This window comes from Saccharothrix longispora (assembly GCF_030852425.1).
Classification (GTDB): Bacteria; Actinomycetota; Actinomycetes; order Mycobacteriales; family Pseudonocardiaceae; genus Actinosynnema; species Actinosynnema longispora.
In genome coordinates this window covers 155,008-173,585 of sequence record NZ_NSDM01000006.1, presented here as the reverse complement: position 1 = coordinate 173,585, position 18,578 = coordinate 155,008, and the positions used below count along the sequence as shown (strand labels likewise).

Annotated in this window: 20 protein-coding genes and 1 pseudogene; 11 read left to right on the top strand and 10 right to left on the bottom strand. The window is 74.8% G+C overall.

Annotated features, from left to right (window positions below; genetic code table 11):
- Nucleotides 1-10: 10 nt before the first annotated feature.
- Nucleotides 11-1,192, bottom strand: coding sequence for an MFS transporter (locus CKY47_RS16035; RefSeq protein WP_306746607.1), 1,182 nt, complete (start codon nt 1,190-1,192; stop codon nt 11-13).
- Nucleotides 1,189-1,965 carry a DeoR/GlpR family DNA-binding transcription regulator gene (locus CKY47_RS16030; RefSeq protein ID WP_306746606.1) on the bottom strand — a complete coding sequence of 259 codons (777 nt, stop codon included), beginning with the start codon at nt 1,963-1,965 and terminating at the stop codon, nt 1,189-1,191. Before CKY47_RS16030 ends, CKY47_RS16035 begins: the two co-directional genes overlap by 4 nt.
- A gap of 289 nt (nt 1,966-2,254) precedes the next feature.
- Here CKY47_RS16030 and CKY47_RS16025 point away from each other — a divergent pair, with 289 nt between their 5' ends.
- A complete protein-coding gene (locus CKY47_RS16025; RefSeq protein WP_306746605.1) occupies nt 2,255-2,551 on the top strand; it encodes a hypothetical protein in 297 nt (98 codons plus the stop codon).
- On the opposite strand, the pseudogene CKY47_RS37245 reads toward CKY47_RS16025, so the two are convergent.
- Nucleotides 2,535-3,334: pseudogene (locus CKY47_RS37245) on the bottom strand (isocitrate lyase/PEP mutase family protein). The gene CKY47_RS16025 and the pseudogene CKY47_RS37245 overlap by 17 nt on opposite strands.
- Nucleotides 3,335-3,651: 317 nt before the next feature.
- Between CKY47_RS37245 and CKY47_RS16015 the strand changes: the two are divergent.
- The 3 genes from CKY47_RS16015 (at nt 3,652) to CKY47_RS16005 (ending at nt 5,392) form a co-directional block, all read left to right on the top strand.
- Nucleotides 3,652-4,134 carry a DinB family protein gene (locus tag CKY47_RS16015; RefSeq protein WP_306746604.1) on the top strand — a complete coding sequence of 161 codons (483 nt, stop codon included), beginning with the start codon at nt 3,652-3,654 and terminating at the stop codon, nt 4,132-4,134.
- 140 nt (nt 4,135-4,274) lie between these two features.
- The gene (locus CKY47_RS16010; protein WP_306746603.1) at nt 4,275-4,739 is read left to right on the top strand and encodes a hypothetical protein; all 465 of its coding nucleotides are present in this window, start codon (nt 4,275-4,277) and stop codon (nt 4,737-4,739) included.
- Between the two features lie 92 nt (nt 4,740-4,831).
- On the top strand, nt 4,832-5,392 hold the full coding sequence (locus tag CKY47_RS16005; RefSeq protein WP_306746602.1) for an EF-hand domain-containing protein: 561 nt from the start codon (nt 4,832-4,834) through the stop codon (nt 5,390-5,392).
- 61 nt (nt 5,393-5,453) lie between these two features.
- Here the strand turns inward: CKY47_RS16005 and CKY47_RS16000 are convergent, their stop codons facing one another.
- The 4 genes from CKY47_RS16000 to CKY47_RS15985 form a co-directional block, all read right to left on the bottom strand.
- Nucleotides 5,454-6,431 carry a GlxA family transcriptional regulator gene (locus CKY47_RS16000; protein ID WP_306746600.1) on the bottom strand — a complete coding sequence of 326 codons (978 nt, stop codon included), beginning with the start codon at nt 6,429-6,431 and terminating at the stop codon, nt 5,454-5,456.
- Between the two features lie 283 nt (nt 6,432-6,714).
- Nucleotides 6,715-8,049 (bottom strand): condensation domain-containing protein, encoded by a 1,335-nt coding sequence (locus CKY47_RS15995; protein WP_306746599.1) that lies wholly within the window; start codon nt 8,047-8,049, stop codon nt 6,715-6,717.
- Nucleotides 8,050-8,157: 108 nt separating this feature from the next.
- Nucleotides 8,158-8,388 (bottom strand): acyl carrier protein, encoded by a 231-nt coding sequence (locus CKY47_RS15990; RefSeq protein ID WP_306746598.1) that lies wholly within the window; start codon nt 8,386-8,388, stop codon nt 8,158-8,160.
- A gap of 166 nt (nt 8,389-8,554) precedes the next feature.
- Nucleotides 8,555-9,052: a MarR family winged helix-turn-helix transcriptional regulator gene (locus CKY47_RS15985; protein WP_306746597.1), complete on the bottom strand. Its 498-nt coding sequence runs from the start codon at nt 9,050-9,052 to the stop codon at nt 8,555-8,557.
- A gap of 67 nt (nt 9,053-9,119) precedes the next feature.
- On the opposite strand from CKY47_RS15985, the gene CKY47_RS15980 reads away from it, so the two are divergent.
- Nucleotides 9,120-10,022, top strand: a complete 903-nt coding sequence (locus CKY47_RS15980) for an EamA family transporter (RefSeq protein WP_306746596.1) — start codon at nt 9,120-9,122, stop codon at nt 10,020-10,022.
- A 98-nt stretch (nt 10,023-10,120) separates the two neighbouring features.
- Here CKY47_RS15980 and CKY47_RS15975 read toward each other — a convergent pair whose 3' ends face one another.
- Entirely contained in the window at nt 10,121-11,803 is a 1,683-nt protein-coding gene (locus tag CKY47_RS15975) for an alpha/beta fold hydrolase (protein WP_306746595.1), read from the bottom strand.
- Nucleotides 11,804-12,010: 207 nt separating this feature from the next.
- Here CKY47_RS15975 and CKY47_RS15970 point away from each other — a divergent pair, with 207 nt between their 5' ends.
- The 3 genes from CKY47_RS15970 to CKY47_RS15960 are packed head-to-tail and all read left to right on the top strand — an operon-like array spanning nt 12,011 to nt 14,321.
- Nucleotides 12,011-12,457, top strand: coding sequence for a hypothetical protein (locus CKY47_RS15970; protein WP_306746594.1), 447 nt, complete (start codon nt 12,011-12,013; stop codon nt 12,455-12,457).
- Between the two features lie 32 nt (nt 12,458-12,489).
- On the top strand, nt 12,490-13,677 hold the full coding sequence (locus CKY47_RS15965; protein ID WP_306746593.1) for a sensor histidine kinase: 1,188 nt from the start codon (nt 12,490-12,492) through the stop codon (nt 13,675-13,677).
- Nucleotides 13,677-14,321, top strand: a complete 645-nt coding sequence (locus tag CKY47_RS15960; RefSeq protein WP_306746592.1) for a response regulator — start codon at nt 13,677-13,679, stop codon at nt 14,319-14,321. Before CKY47_RS15965 ends, CKY47_RS15960 begins: the two co-directional genes overlap by 1 nt.
- On the opposite strand, the gene CKY47_RS15955 is transcribed toward CKY47_RS15960, so the two are convergent.
- Complete coding sequence (locus CKY47_RS15955) at nt 14,314-14,787, bottom strand: RDD family protein (protein WP_306746591.1); 474 nt, start codon at nt 14,785-14,787, stop codon at nt 14,314-14,316. The genes CKY47_RS15960 and CKY47_RS15955 overlap by 8 nt on opposite strands.
- A 96-nt stretch (nt 14,788-14,883) precedes the next feature.
- Between CKY47_RS15955 and CKY47_RS15950 the strand changes: the two genes are divergently transcribed.
- A complete protein-coding gene (locus tag CKY47_RS15950; RefSeq protein ID WP_306746590.1) occupies nt 14,884-15,177 on the top strand; it encodes a hypothetical protein in 294 nt (97 codons plus the stop codon).
- 201 nt (nt 15,178-15,378) lie between these two features.
- A complete protein-coding gene (locus tag CKY47_RS15945; RefSeq protein ID WP_306746589.1) occupies nt 15,379-17,019 on the top strand; it encodes a glucuronyl esterase domain-containing protein in 1,641 nt (546 codons plus the stop codon).
- A gap of 94 nt (nt 17,020-17,113) precedes the next feature.
- On the opposite strand, the gene CKY47_RS15940 is transcribed toward CKY47_RS15945, so the two are convergent.
- Nucleotides 17,114-17,710 carry a TetR/AcrR family transcriptional regulator gene (locus tag CKY47_RS15940; protein WP_306746588.1) on the bottom strand — a complete coding sequence of 199 codons (597 nt, stop codon included), beginning with the start codon at nt 17,708-17,710 and terminating at the stop codon, nt 17,114-17,116.
- Nucleotides 17,711-17,763: 53 nt separating this feature from the next.
- On the opposite strand from CKY47_RS15940, the gene CKY47_RS15935 reads away from it, so the two are divergent.
- A complete protein-coding gene (locus CKY47_RS15935; protein ID WP_306746587.1) occupies nt 17,764-18,576 on the top strand; it encodes a class I SAM-dependent methyltransferase in 813 nt (270 codons plus the stop codon).
- Nucleotides 18,577-18,578: the final 2 nt, after the last annotated feature.

Sequence of the window (18,578 nt, the reverse complement as noted above, 5' to 3'; positions counted from 1 at the left end):
GCGGCCGCGGCTACCGGCCGACGGGCACCTCCGCCTCGACCGCCCGCGGCGCGAGGACACCCGCGAACACCACCGCCACCAGGCACAGCGCCACCGGCACGATGAACGCCACGTTCAGCGGAATCCAGTGCGCCAGGCCGCCGATCAGCGCCGGACCGGCCAGCAGGCCCACGTAGCCGAGGCCCACCACGCGGGCCATCAGCGCGCCGGACGAGCGCTGGTCCAGGTTGCCCGCGGCGCTGAAGAGCTGCGGCACGCTGCCGGACAGGCCCAGGCCGAACAGGGCCCAGCCCAGCAGCGCCACCGGCAACCACGGGACGACCACCACCAGCGCCAGGCCGAATGTCGCCAGCGCCGCGCCGTGGCGCACGATCGCGACCGGCCCGACCAGCGCGGACACCCGGTCGGTGGCGAAGCGGCCCACGGTCATGGCCACCGCGAACGAGCCGTACGCGAACGCCGCCGTGCTGGTCGACGTGCCCAGGACGTCCTCGGCGTGCAGGGCGGCCCAGTCGTTGGCCACGCCCTCGGCGAGCATCATCGCGAACGCGATCGCGCCCAGCAGCCAGACCAGCTTCGTCGTCGGCTTGGCCGTCGGGGTCGCCGCCGACGCGGCCTCCCCGGGCTCGGGGCGCCCGTCCACCAGGAACCGGCCGGTCAGCAGCGACACCACGATCGTGAACGCGCCGCACGCGCTCAGCGTCACCGCGGTGGGCACGTCCGCGCCGAGGGTGACCGCGCCGACCAGCGCCGCGAACGCGCCGCCGATCGACCACATCGCGTGGAACGAGGCCATGATCGGCCGAGGGTAGGCGCGTTCGACGACCACGGCGTGCGAGTTCATCGCCACGTCGATGGTGCCGTTGCCGAAGCCGAAGCACACCAGCGCCAACCCCAACGTCCACCACGAGTCCGCCAGGCCCGGGAAGAACAGCGCGACGCCGAGCAGCACGCCCGCCGCGGGCAGGAGCTTCCGCTGCCCGACCCGGTCGGCCAGCGGACCGGCGACCTGCATGCCGGCGAACGCCGCCGCGCCGAGCACGAGCAGCAGCCCGCCCAGGGTGCTGTGCGAGATGTCGGCGGCGTCCTCCACGACGGGGATGTGCACCACCCACAGGCCCATGGCGAACCCGTTGAGGGTGAAGTAGATCCAGGTCGCGACGCGGGCGGCGCGCGGCAGGGGGGTCGTCACGGGGTCTCCAGTGGTTCGGCTACGTGCACGAGCACCCCGCGCGCGGCCAGTTCGCGCCGCACCTCCTCGGGGGCTCCGGAATCGGTGACCAGCACGTCGGGGCGGTCGACGGTGCAGACGTGGGCGAGCGCGGTGCGGTCGAACTTCGAGCCGTCGGCCAGCACGACGGTGCGCGAGGACACCGCCATGGCCTGCTGCTTGACCTCCGCGTCGGCCAGGGTGTGCGCGGTCAGGCCGCTGTCCAGGCCGAGCGCGCACGGCGACAGCACGGCCACGTCGAAGCGCAGCGCCCGCAGCGACGCCAGCGCCAGCGGGCCGACCAGCGCCAGCTCGCCCGGTCGGGGTTCGCCGCCGGGCAGCAGCAGCCGCACGTCGGGCGCGTCGAGCAGTTCGCGCACCGCGTGCAGGGACAGCGGCATCACGGTGACCTTCCGGTCCCGCAGCAGCTTCGCGACCTCCAGCGCGGTCGTGCCGCTGTCCAGCACGATCGTCTCGCCGTCGCGGACGAGGTCGACGGCGGCGGCCGCGATGGCGCGCTTGGCGTCGGCGGCGGTCGCCGTGCGCGCGGTGAACGGCGGCTCGACGCCCGCCGGGCTGGTCAGGACCGCCCCGCCGTGCACGCGCCGCAGCACGCCGGCCGCCGCGAGCAGGTCGAGGTCGCGGCGGATCGTCATCTCCGAGGCCCCGGTGGCCGCCGCCAGCTCCGCGACCGACACCCGGGTGTCGGAGCGGAGCCGGCCGACGATCACGCGGTGCCGGTCCGGGAGCTTCACGTGAGCGATCGTCGCAAAAGATGTGCGTTCGAACAAGAAAAATGTTGTTCCGGTCATCCCGGTACCGGCACCAACGAGGTGGGGCTCGATCCGGGGTGATCGGATCAGGATGTCTGTCGACAGGACTTGGATCGGTTCTTTCACGACCGGAAGCGGGAGTGAGGCATCCTCTGATTACCTTGAGTCAAGGGGTGCGACGTTTCCACCTGCACTGATCGCTTTCGGTTACCGTTGTGACGTCGCTTGCCTTAGGGTGTTCGAACTCAGTTGGATCGTTTAGGGGGAGTGCATGGGCGCTGAACCGACGACCGGGTCCGGCACGACGACGGCGACCACGCCGGTGATCAGTCCGGTGCCGCTGGGCACGGCGGCCGGCGTGGCGGACTGGGGCGTGGGGGCGCCCGGCAACTCGCGGGCCACCGCGGGCCACAGCACCTACCTCGGGCGCTGCCCGGAACCCCCGTGCCCGGCGTCCGTCTACCGCTTCGCCGACGCCGCCGAGGACGCGCCCCTGACGTGCGGCGAGGGGCACCGGGTCGAGGAGACCCGCACCCGGTTCCGCCTGCGGCTCACCGGTCCGGCCTGACACCCCGGCCGCCGTCGCCGTCCGGCGGGGCGACCACGGGGCCGACCTGGCGCAGCTCCTCCACCGCGGCCTTCAGACCGGCCATGGCGGCGCGGTGGAAGCGCGGGCCGTACGACACCCGCGCCACACCCACCGCCCGCAGCGTCCCCAGGTCCAGCTCGTCGCCGGTGTTGCCGTTGACCGGGCCGGGCAGCTCGGCGACCAGCGCGGCGATGTCGGCCTCGCGCCGCACGCCGATCGGGTAGACGCAGTCGGCGCCGGCCTCCAGGTACAGCCGCCCCCGCCGCACGGCCTCCGCGAGCCGGTCCGGTCCGGGCACCCCCGCGTCGGGCAGGAACACGTCCACGCGGGCGTTGACCACGATCGGGACCCCGGCGTCGTCCGCCGCCTCGCGCACCTCCGCCAGCCACCGGGCGTGCGCGCCGGCGTCCGCCAGACCGCCCGCCGGTGGTCGGTGTCCTCCAGGTTGCAGCCGACCGCGCCGATCTCCAGCAGCCGGTGCACCAGCTCGCGCGGCGACAGGCCGTACCCCGCCTCGGCGTCCACCGTGACCGGGACCCGCACCGCCCGGACGACCCGTCCGGCGGCGGCGAACATCTCCTGCCACGACGCGCCCTCGCCGTCGGGGTGGCCGAGCGCCGCCGAGACCGCGGCGCCGGCGGTGGCCACGGCGGGGAAACCCGCGCCGGCCACGATCGCCGCACTGGCCGCGTCCCAGACGTTGGGCAGCACCAGCACCTCACCGCGGTGCAGTGCGCGGAGCCGGTCCGCGCGGGCCCTCAGCGCCGCCCTGTCGGCTGCCGTCGACGTCCACCGGTCCACGTCCACGTGCTCCCCCTCCACCCCCGGCACGCCTCCCCGCGCGGCAGGTCCGGCAGGGACCGCTCCCGGCCCCGTCCGGACGTCCTCGCGTCGACGCGGCGCGGACGAGCTGATCACCTCGTCGTGGTCGGTGTACCACAGGCGGGTGGTCCGGTCCCGTGAAGCGGCGGCCGGCGTCGTGCCGCCCCGGGCCGTCCGGTCGCCGGGCTCCTGTCGGTGCGGTGTGGTTCACGGCGGTCGTCGAGCCGGCGACCGCCGGCCGCCGGCAGGATTGGGGGGTGGCCGATCGCGAGCTCCTGCACTGGCAGTTCGACCTCACCTGGGGGTTGTTCGAGTACCACCTGGAACGGCTGGTGCCCGGGGACCACCTGTGGGAGCCGGCGGACCTGGTGTGGACGATCCGGGACGGCGTGCCGGACTGGGCGGAGTCGGAACCCGACCCCGTGCCGGTGCCCACCATCGCGTGGGTGTCCTGGCACATCGGGTGGTGGTGGTCCGTCGCGATCGACCACGCGGCGGGTCGTCGACCCCGCGACCGCGCGGAGGTGGTGTGGCCCGGTCCCGAGCGGGTGGTGGACTGGTTGCGCGCCATGCGCGACGAGTGGTCGACGCTGCTGCCGACGCTCGACCTGACCGCGCCGTCCACGTTCCCGTGGCCGGACCGGACGGTCGGGCACGTGGTGGCGTGGGTGAACGCCGAGCTGATGAAGAACGTGACCGAGATCGGCCAGCTGCGCCTCCTCCGGGCCGCCGTGCGGTGAGTCCCCGGACCCCGTCGTCGGCCCCGACGCCGGCCGGGCCGCGCGCCCGGTTCCCCGACCGCGTGGGTGCGGCGCGCATCCGGTCACCTGATGGGGTTGTGGTCCCACCGCGCACGCCGTCCCAGGTCGAAGATCGGGAGGTGAGCGAGACGAAGGTGCTGCTGATCGACGTGGAGAACGTGGTCGGGCCGGTGAACCCGAGCCCCGGCCTGGTGCGCTCGCGCATCGGCGCCCTCCTGGCCGCCGCGGGGCCGGTGCACCACGCCATGGCGGGCTACAGCCGCCAGGACCCCGCAGGGGACCGCGTGGTGAGCGTGCTCGCCGAGATGGGCGTGTGCACGTGGGTCGTGCCGCCCGGCACCGACGCGGCCGAGAAGGTGCTGTTAGCCCACGCCCGCTACGCCCACGACCGAGGCTGCCGCTCGTTCGTGGTGGCCTCGGCCGACCACGGGTTCACCGCGCTGCGCGACCTGGGCACGTTCGACGTGGTGGTGTGGCAGGAGCAGGAGGTCTCGGCGAGGCTCGCCGCCGCCGCCCGCGCCGTGCACCGCGTGCCCCGGCCGGCGTGCGGGGCACGTCCGGTCCGACATCAGCCGACCGGGTGATCACCCACCCCCGTTCGGGCCTTGCCCGGTTGCTGCGAACGGCTCGATGCTGGGTGCCGCCCGCGTCGACCGCCCGCGTCCGGAGGAGCACCGTGCCCGTCAGCGACCTGCTCAAGGCCAAGATCAACCACGGTTTCGACCACCTCGACGTCGACGGGGACGGGTTGCTCACCGAGCACGACCACGTCCTCATGGGCCGGAGGGTCGCCGAGTCCCTCGGGCACGCGTCCGGCTCGTCCCAGGAGCAGCGCGTCGTCGACGCCTACCTGCGGATCTGGCACGACCTGCACCTGCCGCACGTCCCCGGCGGGGGCACGACCATCTCGCGCGAGCAGTTCCTCGCCTCCACCGGCTCGCTCGCCGACGACCCGGACGCCGCGCGGGCCACCGTGGGCGCGGTGGCCGAGGCGTTCCTGACCGTCGCCGACACCGACGAGGACGGCCGGGTGAGCCCCGCCGAATTCCTCGTGTTCCAGCGCGGGCACTTCCCCGGCCTGTCCGAGGACGAGGCGGCGGAGGCCTTCCGGCACCTCGACGCGGACGGCGACGGGTACCTCACGACCGAGGAGTTCGTCGGCGCGAGCGTCGCCTTCTGGTCGAGCAACGACCCGGACGCGCCCGGCAACTGGTGGGCGGGCCGACACCCGGCCTGACCGCCCGCCGCACCGGGAGCCGCCGCACCGGGAGCAGCGGTCCCGCCGCGCACCGCCTCGTTCACCGCCCGGCCGCGCGGCCGGGCGTGTGCTCGGCGCGGAACCGGGACGGGGTGAGGCCGAACCGCGCCACGAACGCCTGGCGCAGCGACTCGGCCGAGGCGAACCCGCACCGGCGGGCGACGGCGGTCAGCGGCTCGGACGTCGCGACCAGCATCCGCGAGGCCGCCTCCAGGCGCGCGTCGCGCACGTACCGCGCGGGCGATCGGCCCACGTGCCGCGCGAACAGCCGGCTCAGGTGCCGTTCGCTCACGTCGACCAGCGCGGCCAGCCGGGCGGCGCCCAGGTCGTCGTCGAGGTGACCGACCACGTGGTCCACCACCCGCCGGAGCAGCAGCTGCTCCGGCCGCGGGACACCGGTGAACTGGCTCACCTGCGCCTGGTCGCCGGGGCGCTGCAGGTAGGTCACCATGCCCATCGCCACGCGGCGCGCGGTCTCGGCGCCGTGGTCCTCCTCCACGAACGCCAGGGTGAGGTCGAGCGCCGCGGTGACGCCGCCGGAGGTCGACACGACGCCGTCGCGCACGTAGACCGGCGCGGGGTCGACGTGGACCCGGGGGAAGCGGTCGGCGAGGGCGTCGGCGTAGTGCCAGTGCGTGGTGGCGCGGCGACCGTCGAGCAGGCCCGCGGCGGCGAGGACCGTCGCGCCCGTGCACACCGAGGCGACGCGCCGCGACACGGCGGCGACGCGCCGGACCTGGCCGACCAGGCGCGGGTCGCGGGAGGCGGCCTCGTGGCCCAGCCCGCCGGAGACGACGAGCGTGTCGACGCGGCCGTCCACCCGGTCGAGCCCGGCCTGGCCGCGCACCTCCAACCCGGTGTCGCTGCGCACCGGCCTGCCCGCCGGCGTCGTGAACACCACGCGGTACGGGGGTCGGGCGCCCTGCCGGTTCGCGTGCTCGAACCCGCTCGTCACGCACGCGAGGTCGATCAGCTCGATCCCGTCGTACCCGACCACGATGACGAGGCGATCGTCCACCCCGCCACTGTACGACCGGCCGACACCGCCGGGACGGACAGGAATCCCCGGAAACCGGACGGGGTGCGCCGCGCGCGGTCCGCCGGGCTCGGATCGTGGCCAGGATGTCCTCCGGGGGGCCGGTGGGGGACGGACGCGGCGCGCGGTCGACGGTGGAACGGGCCGCGCGCCGCGTCCGCGGTCCGAGGCCCCCGCGGGTGGGCCGGGGTCGCCGGTCCGCTCGGGCCGGGGTCGGACCGGGCCGTTCCACGAACCGTCCACTCGGGACGGGGCGCCGGCGCCCTCAGGGCAGGGAGTGGTTGCCGGTCTCGGCCACCGAGCGCACGACGGCCTTGAGCCGGCAGAGGAAGTGGCCGACGCTCTCGCGGGCGGTCGCCGTGTCGGGGTAGCGGGCGGTGACGTGCAGGTCCTCGCGGGTGCGGTTCACCCAGAAGCTCGCCTTGCCGTTGTGGGACTTCCCGACCAGGGACCGGGCGTTCCACTCGACCCACCGCTCGGCGCCGGGGACGTCGCGCAGGTCGAGGAACGAGACGAACGAGAACATGTCGTGGGAGTGGCGCAGCCGCACGTCGAGGACTTCGAGCACCTTCACCAGCGGCGTCTGGGCCACCCGGTTGGCGGTCCTGGCGGCCTTCTGCGCGCGGGGCAGGAGGTCGCGGAAGTCCGCCGCCCCGTCCAGCGCGATCTCCACCGGCCCGGCGCCGACGTACCAACCCATGGACCTCGACCACTCCGGCGCGACCCGCGTGTGCAGCGGGGTGATGAACCGGTGGACCGGCTGCCGCCGGAGCGCGTGGCACGAGATGGCGGTCGCGGCGAGCACGCCCGCGAGGACGCTGCTGCGCCCGGCCCGGCACGCCGCCTCGAACGCGGCGGACTCCGACGCGTCCAGGAGGTGCTCGGTCGTCAGCCCCTGCGGCACGCACACCCCGTCCTCGACCCCCAGGTCGAGGGGGAACGTCGGCAGCCCGCCGCCGCAGGCGTCGAGGAACGCCGCCCACCGCACCGCGGCCGGGTGGTGCCGGTCGACCCGGTGCGCGGCGATCCGCTCCACGCGGCTGAAGTCCACGTAGCTGCCGGTGTCGGCCGGGACGTCCGCCCGCCCGTGCACGGCCGCGTCGTAGAGGTCGTGCAGCTCCCGGATGACCGCGAAGATCGAGTAGCCGTCCACGTTGGAGTGGTCGAACGCGGCGATGACCGTGGTCGAGGCCGCCCGCTCGACGGTCTCCACGACGTAGCTGGGCCAGCGGGTGGCGTCGGTGGCGGGCGTGAGCCGGTCCACGAGGTACGCCGCCACGTCGTCGGTCGGGGCGAAGTCGCCCAGCACGGTGTCGACGACGGACACGGTGTCGCGGTCGAGCGTGAACCGGCGGAAATCGCCGCCCCACGCGTGGAAGCCGCTCCGGAGCGTCTCGTGCCGCCCTATCCACGTCCGGAGGGCGCTGCGGAACGCCTCGACGTCCAGCGCGCCCGCCACGTCGAAGGCGATGCCTATCCAGGTCGGGAAACCGGTGTCCCCGCGCCGCAGCGCGGTGACGACCCGGAGGTGCCGCTCCTGGTTGTAGGACGGCGGAGTCGGGTCGTGGGCCAGTGCCGACGCGGTCGGCAGGTCGGGCACGTGTGGCCGCCATTCCCGCAGTCGGCCGGCGGGAATGGGGTAATCGGACAGTTCCGTCGTTTTCACGTGGGTTCACCGGGGTGGGGTCGGAGGGGGTCGGGGAGGAGGTCAGGCCCGACCGGTCCGGTCCGCGACGAGTTCGGCGATGGCCCCCACGGTCGGCAGGTCCTTCAATTCCCGCTCCGTGATGGCGACGCCCAGTTTTTCCTCCAGCGCCACGGACAGCTCCACCAGCGCCAGCGAGTCCAGTTCGACCTGTTCCGGTGTCGTGTCGGGACCGATGTCCTCGGCGGGAACGCCGACGGTGTCGGTGAGGATGACGATCAATTCGTCGAGCAAGGGATTCTCCTCGGGGAGGGGACGCTGTTCGAGCGCGGAACGGTACCACCGAGGTCATTGATCGTGATGGAGTGTATTGAAAGGGTGAAAAATAGACACGAACGAGTGGTTTATTGCGCTCTATCGTGCTGTATTGAGGAGTGGAACGGCATTTCCGACAAGCGGCTCACGGCCGCAGGTCGCCCAGCGACTCCAGGACCGTCCGCAGCGCCGCCGCCAACTCCTCCCGCTCCCGCGCGGACAGGGCGCCGAGCAGGTCGTGCTCCGTCGCGAGGTGGTCGGGCAGGGTGTCGTCCACCAGGCGCAGCCCCTCCGGGGTCAGTTCCACGACGACGCCCCGGCCGTCGACCTCGCTGGGCCCCCGGGCGACCAGGCCGCGCGCCTCCAGGCGGTCCAGGCGCTGGGTGATCGCCCCCGAGGTGACCATGGACGCGCGCATCAACCCGGTGGGGGTGAGGCGGTGCGGCGGTCCGCTGCGCCGCAGGGTGGCCAGCACGTCGAACGACGCGCGGTCCAGGCCGTGCGCGGCGAACGTGGCGCCCAGTCGGCCGTCGACCAGTCGGGCCAGCCGCGACAACCGCCCGATCACCGCCATCGGGGACACGTCGAGGTCGGGGCGCTGCGCGCGCCACTGGTCCAGCACGAGGTCCACGTGATCCGCCACGCCTGCTTACCTTAGCGGTGAGGTAGATCACCGAGTCGATACCTTAGCGGTGAGTTACTTTGTCTTAGTGCTAAGCAACCGAGTGGTGACGGCGCTGGGGCCGGCGATCTGGGGCACGACCTACTTCGTCACCACCGAGCACCTGCCCCCGGACCGGCCGCTGCTGGCCGCCCTGCTGCGGTCGCTGCCCGCCGGCCTGCTGCTGCTCGCCGTCACGCGGCGGCTGCCGGTCGGCATCTGGTGGTGGCGGTCGCTGCTGCTCGGCGCGTTGAACATGGCCGCGTTCCTGCCGCTGCTGTACGTGGCCGCCTACCGGCTGCCGGGCGGCGTGGCGGCCACCGTGGGCGCGGTCCAACCGCTGGTGGTGGCCGGGTTCGCGGCGCTGTTCCTCGGGCAGCGCTCGACCGCGCGCGTCGCCCTGGCCGGGGTCGCGGGCGTGGCGGGGGTGAGCCTGCTCGTGCTGCGGGCGAACGCCGCGCTCGACTGGCTCGGCGTCGCGGCGGCGCTGGGCGGCGCGGTGGTGATGGCGCTCGGCACCGTCCTGGGCAAGCGCTGGACCCCGCCCGCGCCGGTGCTCGCGACCACCGGGTGGCAGCTGGCGGCGGGTGGCGTGCTGCTGCTGCCGGTGACGCTCGCCGTCGAGGGGGTGCCCCCGCGCGTGACGGGGGAGAACGTCGCGGGCTACGCCTACCTCGCCCTCGTCGGCGCGGTACTGGCCTACGCCCTGTGGTTCCGCGGCATCCGCCTGCTGCCCGCCACCGAGGTCACGTTCCTGACGCTGCTCAGCCCCGTGGTGGCCGCGGCGGTGGGGTGGCTCGCGCTGGACCAGGAGCTGACGGCGGCCCAGCTCGTCGGCGCCGCGGTCGTGCTCGCCGCGCTCGTCGCGGCGCAGACCGGGGGAAGGGGCGGCGGTGCGGACCACCGCGTCCGGGACGGCCGGCGCGGGAGCGCGCCGGCCGCCACCGGGTAGCCCCGGACGACCTCGTCGTGGACGCCCCGGGGCGCCGGCCACCTCGCCGGAGGACAGCGGCACCACCGTCCACAGCGGCACCACCGTCCACCGAGGACCTACGGCGCGTTCAGCGTCGCGATCCGGTCCCGTGCCCCGTCACGCGCCGCCGACGGGGCCGGGGCGGACTGCGCCGCCACCGCGGTCGGCGCGCGGTCCACCGGACCGGCGACCGGGTGCACCTCGTCCTCGCCGGGCAGCGGCACGCCGGGGCACACCACGTGTCCCGGCCGGGAGTTCGCCAGCAGGAACACGTCGACCAGGCCGTCCACGCACGGGTTGCCGCCCACCGCGTACTGCCCGTGGAACGGCGAGTCGTCGACCTCGACCAGCGAGACGCCCGGCGCTCCGCGCACGGCCGCCCGCGCCTGCTCGTGGCCGGTCTGCGGGTCGAACTCGGCCTGCACGACCAGGACCCGCCCGGCGACCCCGGCGGGCAGCGCCGGCAGCACCTGGCGCGGGGCGTCGGACCAGTGGCCGCACGGCTCGGACAGCCCGTACGCCCAGCCGAACAGCGGGTTCTGCGGCCCCTGCCGGTCGCTCAGCCGCCGGTACCACGCCGCCGACCTCGTCGGCTGGTCGCCGCACGCCACGGCGTACCTCGTGCCCGCCACGCGGGTGTAGTCGTCGGCGCGCAGGGCCGAGAGGACCGCGGCCGGGGTCAGCCCGGCCACCGGCACGCCGAACCGGGCGCGGGCCGCGTCGTCCAGCCACGGCCGTCCCGCCGGTTCCGCGCCGTCCAGCTCGGCGGCCCCGAGCGAGAGGAGCAGCACGGCGAACACCCACCGGATCTCGCTGCCCATGCCGACGAACACCCCGTCGTAGGCGTCCGGCGCGAGCAGCCCCTCGGCGGCGTAGAAGTCGCGGACCCGTTCCCAGGTCGCCCGCACCTCGGCGGCGGAGGCGCCCAGTTCGGGGAACTGCCGGCTCACCCACGGCAGGAACACCCGGTCGAAGTGGCGCTGGTTGATCGGCGGGAACGCCTCGAACGCGGCCTGCAACCTGCCCTGCCAGTCGACGCTGGAGTCCAGCACCAGCTTGCCCGCGCCGTCCGGGAACAGCGAGGCGTACTTCGCGCCGAGCCACGTGCCGTAGGAGTAGCCGAGGTAGTTCAGCCTGGGCTCGCCGAGCAACCGCCGCACCAGTTCCATGTCGTGCGCGGTCTGCCACGTGGTGGTGTACGGGGTGAGCGCGTCGCCCTGGCACGCCTCGGCGATCGCGCGGGGCGCCTTCAGGTGCTCGGCGACGCTGTCCGCCGAGCGGTCCCGGGCGTCCAGGTCGGTCCGCGCCGACAGCCGCCCGGTCGGGACCTCGCACACCAGCGCGGGTTCGACGCCACCCTCCCGACCTGTGCCGCGCGGGTCCATGCCGATCACGTCGTAGCGCTCGCCGAGGGCGGGGTGCAGCCCGGCGAGCACGCCGGCCAGCGACGTCCCCTGCCCGCCGGGACCGCCGGGGTTGACCAGGATCGCGCCGGTCCGCGCGCCGGTGGCCGCGACCCGGCTGACGGAGACGCGCAGGTCCACCCCCTCTCGTGGCGCGGCCCAGTCCCGGGGGACGGTGACGAGCGCGCACTCGGCAGGCCGCGCGCCCTCCGCGAGCGGGAACGGGCACGGGCCCCAGGCCACCTGCTGCCGCTCGTGGTCGGTGAACGGGTCGTCCGCCCCGGCGACCGCGGGCACGCCGCCGAGCACGAGGGCGACGACCAGGGCGGGGACGGCGCTTGCGGTGGAACGGCGCACGGCGCTCCTTCCGGGAGTGGTGGGGGACGGGGCCATGCTCGCGCCGCCGCGCCGACCGCCACCACCGCCGCACGACGGGAGTCGACACCCGCGCCTGGTACTTCCGGCCGAGGCGCCGCCCCGCCCGCCGCGCCCGCCCCGGCCGAAAGTACTAGACCGCTTCCCGTTGCGCTGCAAGCGTTTCCGGGCCGCCCTACGCTGCGGATCATGACCACCGCAACGGGCAAGAGCACCCCGCCGCCCACCATCGTCGCCGCGTTCTTCGGCTTCCTCGTCTCCGGCGCCACCGCGTTGGCCACCGGCCTGCTCCTGCTCGGCGCGCGCCAGGAGGCGCTCGACGCCGTGCGGTCCGGGTCGCCGTCGATGAGCCGGGAGGAAGCCGAGTTCGCCACCACGGTCACGCTGGGCGTGGCGGTGGGCATCGCGCTGCTCGTCGCCCTCGTCCACCTGTGGCTGTCGTTCAAGCTCAAGGCGGGCCGCAACCGGGCGCGCGTCGTGCTGACCCTGTTCACCCTCGTCCAGGCGGCCTCCCTGATCACCGGTCAGGGCAACGTCGTCGGCTACGTCAGCGTCGCCGCCGCCGCGGTGGCCGTGGTGCTGGCCTACCTGCCCGCCTCCAACGCCTACGTGGCCTCGGTCGAGCGGGCCGGCTGAGCGGCGCGGTCGGCGACCCGGAGAATGGCCGCATGACCCCGGTCGGACCGCCGGCGCGGCGCGGTGTGTTCGTGGCCGAGGTCGTCGTGCTGCTCGTGGCGATGGCCGCGGACGCGGTGCAGGCGCTCCGCGGCGACGCTCCGCGCGGGCCGCTCACCCCCGTGCTGGAGACGGTCCTGCCGTCCGTGGGCGGTGCGGTGGCCGTCCTGGCGGTGCTGCGCCGCAGGTTCCCGCGCCGGATCGAGTCGCTGGCCGGCGCGGTCGTCGGGTTCTCCCTGCTCAGCACGGCGGGCAGCGCGGTCACCGAGCGGGCGTCGGCGCACCCGGTGGTGACCGAGGTCGTGGCCGCCGTGCTGCTGGTCGCCGCCGGGTGCCGCCGGCTGCCCCCGGTGCGGGCGGCGGTGCTCGCGGTCGCCGCCGGCGCGGCCGTGGTGCTCGCGCCGGTCGTGCGCCACGGCCCGGACGGCCCGGCGGCGCTGTTCGCCGTGGCCGCCGCGTTGACGTGGGGCGCGGCCCTGGCGCTCGGCCTGATCCTGCGCGACGCCGACGCCCGCCACCGCCGCGAGCTGGAGCGGACCCGCGCGGACGACCGGCTGCGGCTGGCCCGCGAGCTGCACGACCTGGTGGCGCACCACGTGACCGGCATCGTGGTGCGGACCCGGGCGGCGCGGGCGTTGGCCGGCGACCCGCCCGCGCCCGCGCAGGACCCGCTGGAGGTCTACGGCGAGATCGAGGAGGCGGCGGCGGAGGCGTTGACCGCGACGCGCCGACTCGTCGGCGTGCTGCGCAGCGACGACCCGTCGCCCGCGCCCGGCGGCGCGCTGGGGGACGTGCTGCGCACGGCGGCGGGCGACCGGGCGTCCGCGCACGTCGCGGACGACGTGGAGGGCCTGCCGCTGCCACCGTCGGTGGCCGGCGCCCTGCACCGCGTGGTGCTGGAGGCGTTGACCAACGTGCGGCGGCACGCGCCGCGCGCCGCCGACGTGCGGGTCGCCGCCCGCGCCGAGGACGGCGACCTGGTCGTGGAGGTGGCCAACGACGGTGTGCCCGCCGGTCCGCGCGGCGGCGGCTACGGCCTCACCGGGATGGCGGAGCGCGTGGCGGCGTTGGGCGGCGCGCTGGAGGCCGGTCCCCGACCCGGGGGCCGGTGGCTGGTCACCGCCAGGGTGCCGCTGGGGCCGGCCGACGACCCGTTCGACCGCCTGCCGAGGGGGATCTGATGGCGATCCGCGTGCTCGTCGCCGACGACCAGGCGCTCGTCCGCACCGGCTTCCGGTTGATCCTCGACGCGGACCCGGGCATCGAGGTGATCAGCGAGGCCGCCGACGGCGAGGCGGCCGTGCGGCTGGCGCGGCGGCTGCGCCCCGACGTCACGCTGATGGACATCCGCATGCCCAAGCTCGACGGGTTGCGCGCCACCGGGCTGCTGGCCGGGCCGGGGGTCGAGGACCCGCTGCGCGTGGTCGTGGTGACGACCTACGACGTGGACGAGAACGTCTACGCCGCACTGCTGGCCGGCGCCTGCGGGTTCCTGCTCAAGGACGTGCGGCCGAGGCTGCTGGTGGAGGCGGTGCACGCCGCCGCCAAGGGCGAGGCGATGGTCTCGCCCTCGGTGACGGTGCGGCTGCTGGAGCACTTCACCGCCGGCACGTCCCGCGCCGCGCCGGACGTGCCGCTGACCGCGCGGGAGCTGGACGTGGTGCTCGCGGTGGCGCGCGGCAGGACGAACGCGGAGATCGCGCGCGGGCTGCGGATCTCGCTGTCCACGGTGAAGTCGCACCTGGCCAACGTGCAGGGCAAGATCGACGCCCGCAACCGCACCGAGATCGCCGTCTGGGCCTGGCGCAACCAGCTCGTCAGGTGACCGCGCGCCGCACCACGACGGTGCGCGCCACCACGTCCCCGAGCCGCTGGTGCCGGGGCGTCACCGCGATCAGCACCGCGCCGACCAGCCCCAGCAGCATCCCGTCCACCGCCATCAGCAGCCAGCGCACGAAGTAGTCCCGGACTGACGGCGTGCCGCCGCGCAGGGTGACGATCCGCAGGCCCAGCCACCGCATCGCCGGCGTCGAGCCGCCGTGCCGGTGCGGGTACCAGATCTCGACCCACAGCGTCCCCAGGAACGCCACCGCCACCGCCGCCGACATGGGCAGCACGGTGAACGCCTCCGGCGGCACGCCGAGCTTGATCAGCGGGACCGCCGCGAGCGCGCCCAGCACCACCGCCAGCAGCACGGCGAGCGTCAGCAGGGCGAACTCGACGACGTGCTGCCAGTAGCGGCGCAGGACGGTCGACCGGGTGTCGGCGACGTCGACCGCGGGCTTCGTCACCCCGGTAGTGTGCCGCGCGGCCGTTCCGCGACGGGACGGGGGCCGGGACCAGGCTCCACGCGGTGTCGTCCGCGTCCTGGCGGGTACACCGCCGGGGTGAGTTCCCAGCCGTGTGTCGCCGCGTCCAGCCAGTGGGTGGACGAGGACGGTGTCCGGCAGCCGTCGGGCGACGTGCACGCCTGGACGCCGGGCACCAACCAGACCCTGTGCGGGCTGGCGCTCAGCCGCAGCCGGCTCGGCCGCTTCCGGCACGTCCCGTGGGCGGACGCCGTGTGGTTGTCGCAGACCGCCGAGCAGGTCGTGGCGCTGTGCCCGCGCTGCGTCGCCGCCACCACGCCGAGGGCCGAGCGGGGCGGGCGCCGGTGGACGCGCGTGCGTCCGCGCCCGTAGGACTCGCCTGTCGAAGATCGTTCCCGGCCACCTGAGACGGGTGGCCCACACCTGCCCACCTGGGGTGAGGGCCATGTGAGATCGGGCAGGGAATGGCGGCATTGACATGTTTCGGAACGCTCCACGAAACTTTAGGCCGTCGATGCGCGGGCCGCCGACCGCCGACCCCCTTCCCCACCCACGCCCCGGAGGAGATCACCGGTGATCATCGATACCGGCCGCGCGAAGACACGCCCGGCGATCGCCATGCTCGCGATAGCCGCCCTCACCGTCCTCGGCACGGCCACCCTCACCACCGCCACCACCACCGCCCGCGCCGCCCACGACATCGGCACCACCGCGGTGGAGGACGACGGCGCCGACTGCCCCGTCACCCTCCCCGCCACCTTCCCCCCCACCCCACGCCTGCCCGACCCCTTCACCCGCTTCAACGGCCAACGCATCACCACCAAGGCCGACTGGCGCTGCCGCCGCGCCGAGATCCGCGAAGCCACCGAACGCCACGTCCACGGCGACAAACCCGCCAGACCCGCCACCGTCACCGGCACCGTCACCACCACCGCCGTCACCGTCAACGCCACCCACAACGGCCGCACCGCGAGCTTCACCGCCGGCGTCCAACTCCCCACCGGCACCGGCCCCTTCCCCGCCGTGCTCGTCGTGGGCGGCTTCGGCGCCGACACCGCCACCATCCGCGCCGCCGGCGCCGCCGTCATCACCTACGACCCCACCACCGTGGGCCGCGAAGGCACCGGACGCGCCAACAAACAAGGCGCCTTCTACACCCTGCACGGCAACACCAGCACCACCGGCCTGCTCGCCGCCTGGGCCTGGGGCGCCAGCCGCATCATCGACGTCGTCGAACAATCCACCGGCACCGTCCTGCGCCGCGACGCCTTCGGCGTCACCGGCTGCTCCCGCTACGGCAAAGCCGCCTTCTCCATCGGCGTCCTCGACCAACGCGTCGACCTCACCATGCCCATCGAATCCGGCACCGCCGGCCTGCCCGTCTACCGCGGCGTCAACGCCGAAGGCGGCCAGACCCTCTCCAGCGCCTACGGCGAACAACCCTGGTTCGGCGACGCCTTCGCCCCCTACACCACCAAACCCGACACACTGCCCATCGACACCCACTCCCTCGTCGCCATGATCGCCCCCCGCGGCCTGCTCGTCATGGACAACCCCCACATCACCAACCTCGGCCCCCGCTCCGCCGCCGTCGCCGCCCTCGCCGGCGCCGAGGTCTACAAAGCCCTCGGCGCCCCCGACAACCTCCTCTACCACTCCAACATCACCGACGGCACCCACTGCGCCAACCGCACCGAATGGCGCACCCCCCTCCAACACGCCATCGCCACATTCCTCCACAACACCGGCACCTTCACCGGCGGCATCACCATGCACCCCAAAGCCACCGCCAACCTCACCCAATGGCGTGACTGGACCACCCCCACCCTCACCGACAACCCCACAACCACCACCACCGACACCACCACCACGACCACCACGACCACGACGACCACGACGACCACGACCACGCCGCCGGGTGGCGCCGGGTGCACGGCGTCGGTGTCGCTCAACCAGTGGACGGGCGGTTTCGTCGCCACGGTGCGGGTCACGGCCGGCGCTTCGCCGGTCAACGGGTGGACGGTCGCGATGACGCTGCCCTCGGGCGCCACCATCACCAACGCGTGGAACGCCAACCGCAGCGGCAACAGCGGTGCGGTCGACTTCACCAACGTGAGCTTCAACGGCTCCATCGCCGCGGGGCAGTCGACCGAGTTCGGCTACCAGGCCACCGGTTCCGGCGCGGGCATGTCGCCCACCTGCACCGCGAGGTGACCGGCGCGCGGTCCCGGTGCGGGGGTCGGCAAGTCCCGCGCCGGGACCGCGTCGCGACCGCGACCGCGTGACCGTCCACAGTGCACGGCGGAGGTCACCCCGGGCGGCGGGTGCGGCCCGCCAGCACGGTCGCCACGACCCGGTGCACGGCCTCGGTGGTCGGCGGGGCGCTGCCCCGGTCGGCGTGCAGCAGGTGCGCGGTGCCGATGAGCACGGCCGCGAGCACGTCCACATCGGACTCGGGTGCGAGGCGCCCCAGATCCCGTTCGGCGGCGAGGTAGGCGCCGATCGTCGTCGCCGCCTCGGTCAGCACCGGGACGCCGGCCGGCCAGGCCCGCCGCAACCGCTCGCGCAGGCCGTCGCGGAAGGTCACGAGCGCGACCACGGCGACCGCGACCGACCCGAACAGGTCGGTCAGGGCGGCGGTGACGTTGTCGGCGACGTCACCGGTCCCGGCGGAGTCGCGCAGGGCGGCGGCCCGGGGCGCGAACCGGTCGACGCGGTCGAGCACGAAGTCCGCGAGGAAGTCGTCGAAGTCGGCGAAGTGCCGGTGCAGCACGCCCTTCGCGACCCCCGCCTCGGCGGTGACCGCGCGGCTGGTCAGCGCGCTGGGGCCGCCGTCGAGCAGGATGCGCTCGGCCGCGTCGAACAGTTGCTCCCGCACGTCGCGCAGGGCCACTCCGGTAGGCACCCCACCATCCTCACAGGTTGACGAATGGGCATGTGCCCACTATTGGTGGGCACATGCCCACTTCGCCGTTCGTGCAGTCGCCCGCCCTCGAACCGCACCGGGCCCGGGAGGCCGCCGAGTCCTTCGGCGCGGACGCCGAGCGCTACGACCGGACCCGGCCCGGGTACCCCGACGCGCTGGTGGAGGCCGTCGTCGCCGCGAGCCCCGGTCCCGACGTGCTCGACGTCGGCTGCGGCACCGGCATCGCGTCGCGGCAGTTCCGGGCGGCCGGCTGCCGGGTGCTCGGGGTCGACGTCGACCCGCGGATGGCCGCGTTCGCCCGCCGGGACGGATCGGCCGTCGAGGTGGCGGCCTTCGAGGACTGGGACCCCGCCGGGCGCTCGTTCGACGCCGTCGTCGCCGGTCAGACCTGGCACTGGGTGGACCCGGCCGCCGGCGCGGCCAAGGCGGCGGCGGTGCTGCGCCCCGGCGGCCGGCTGGCCCTGTTCTGGAACGTCTTCCAGCCGCCGCCCGAGGTCGCGGCGGCCTTCGACGAGGTGCACCGCCGGGTCCTGCCCGACTCGCCGCACAACCCGTGGGCCGCGCCCGCCCTGCCCGGCTACTCGCTGCTGTTCGACAAGGCGGCGGACGGGGTGCGGGGCACGGGCGCGTTCGACGAGCCGGAGCGGTGGCGGTTCGACTGGGAGAGGCACTACCGGCGCGACGAGTGGCTCGACCAGATGCCCACCGCGGGCGTCGCCGGCCTGGTCCCGCCGGACGCGTTCGCCGCACTGGTGGCGGGGACCGGTGAGGCACTCGACGCGCTGGGCGGCACCTTCACGATGGGCTACGCCGCCGTCGTGGTCACGGCGACGCGGACCGCCTGACC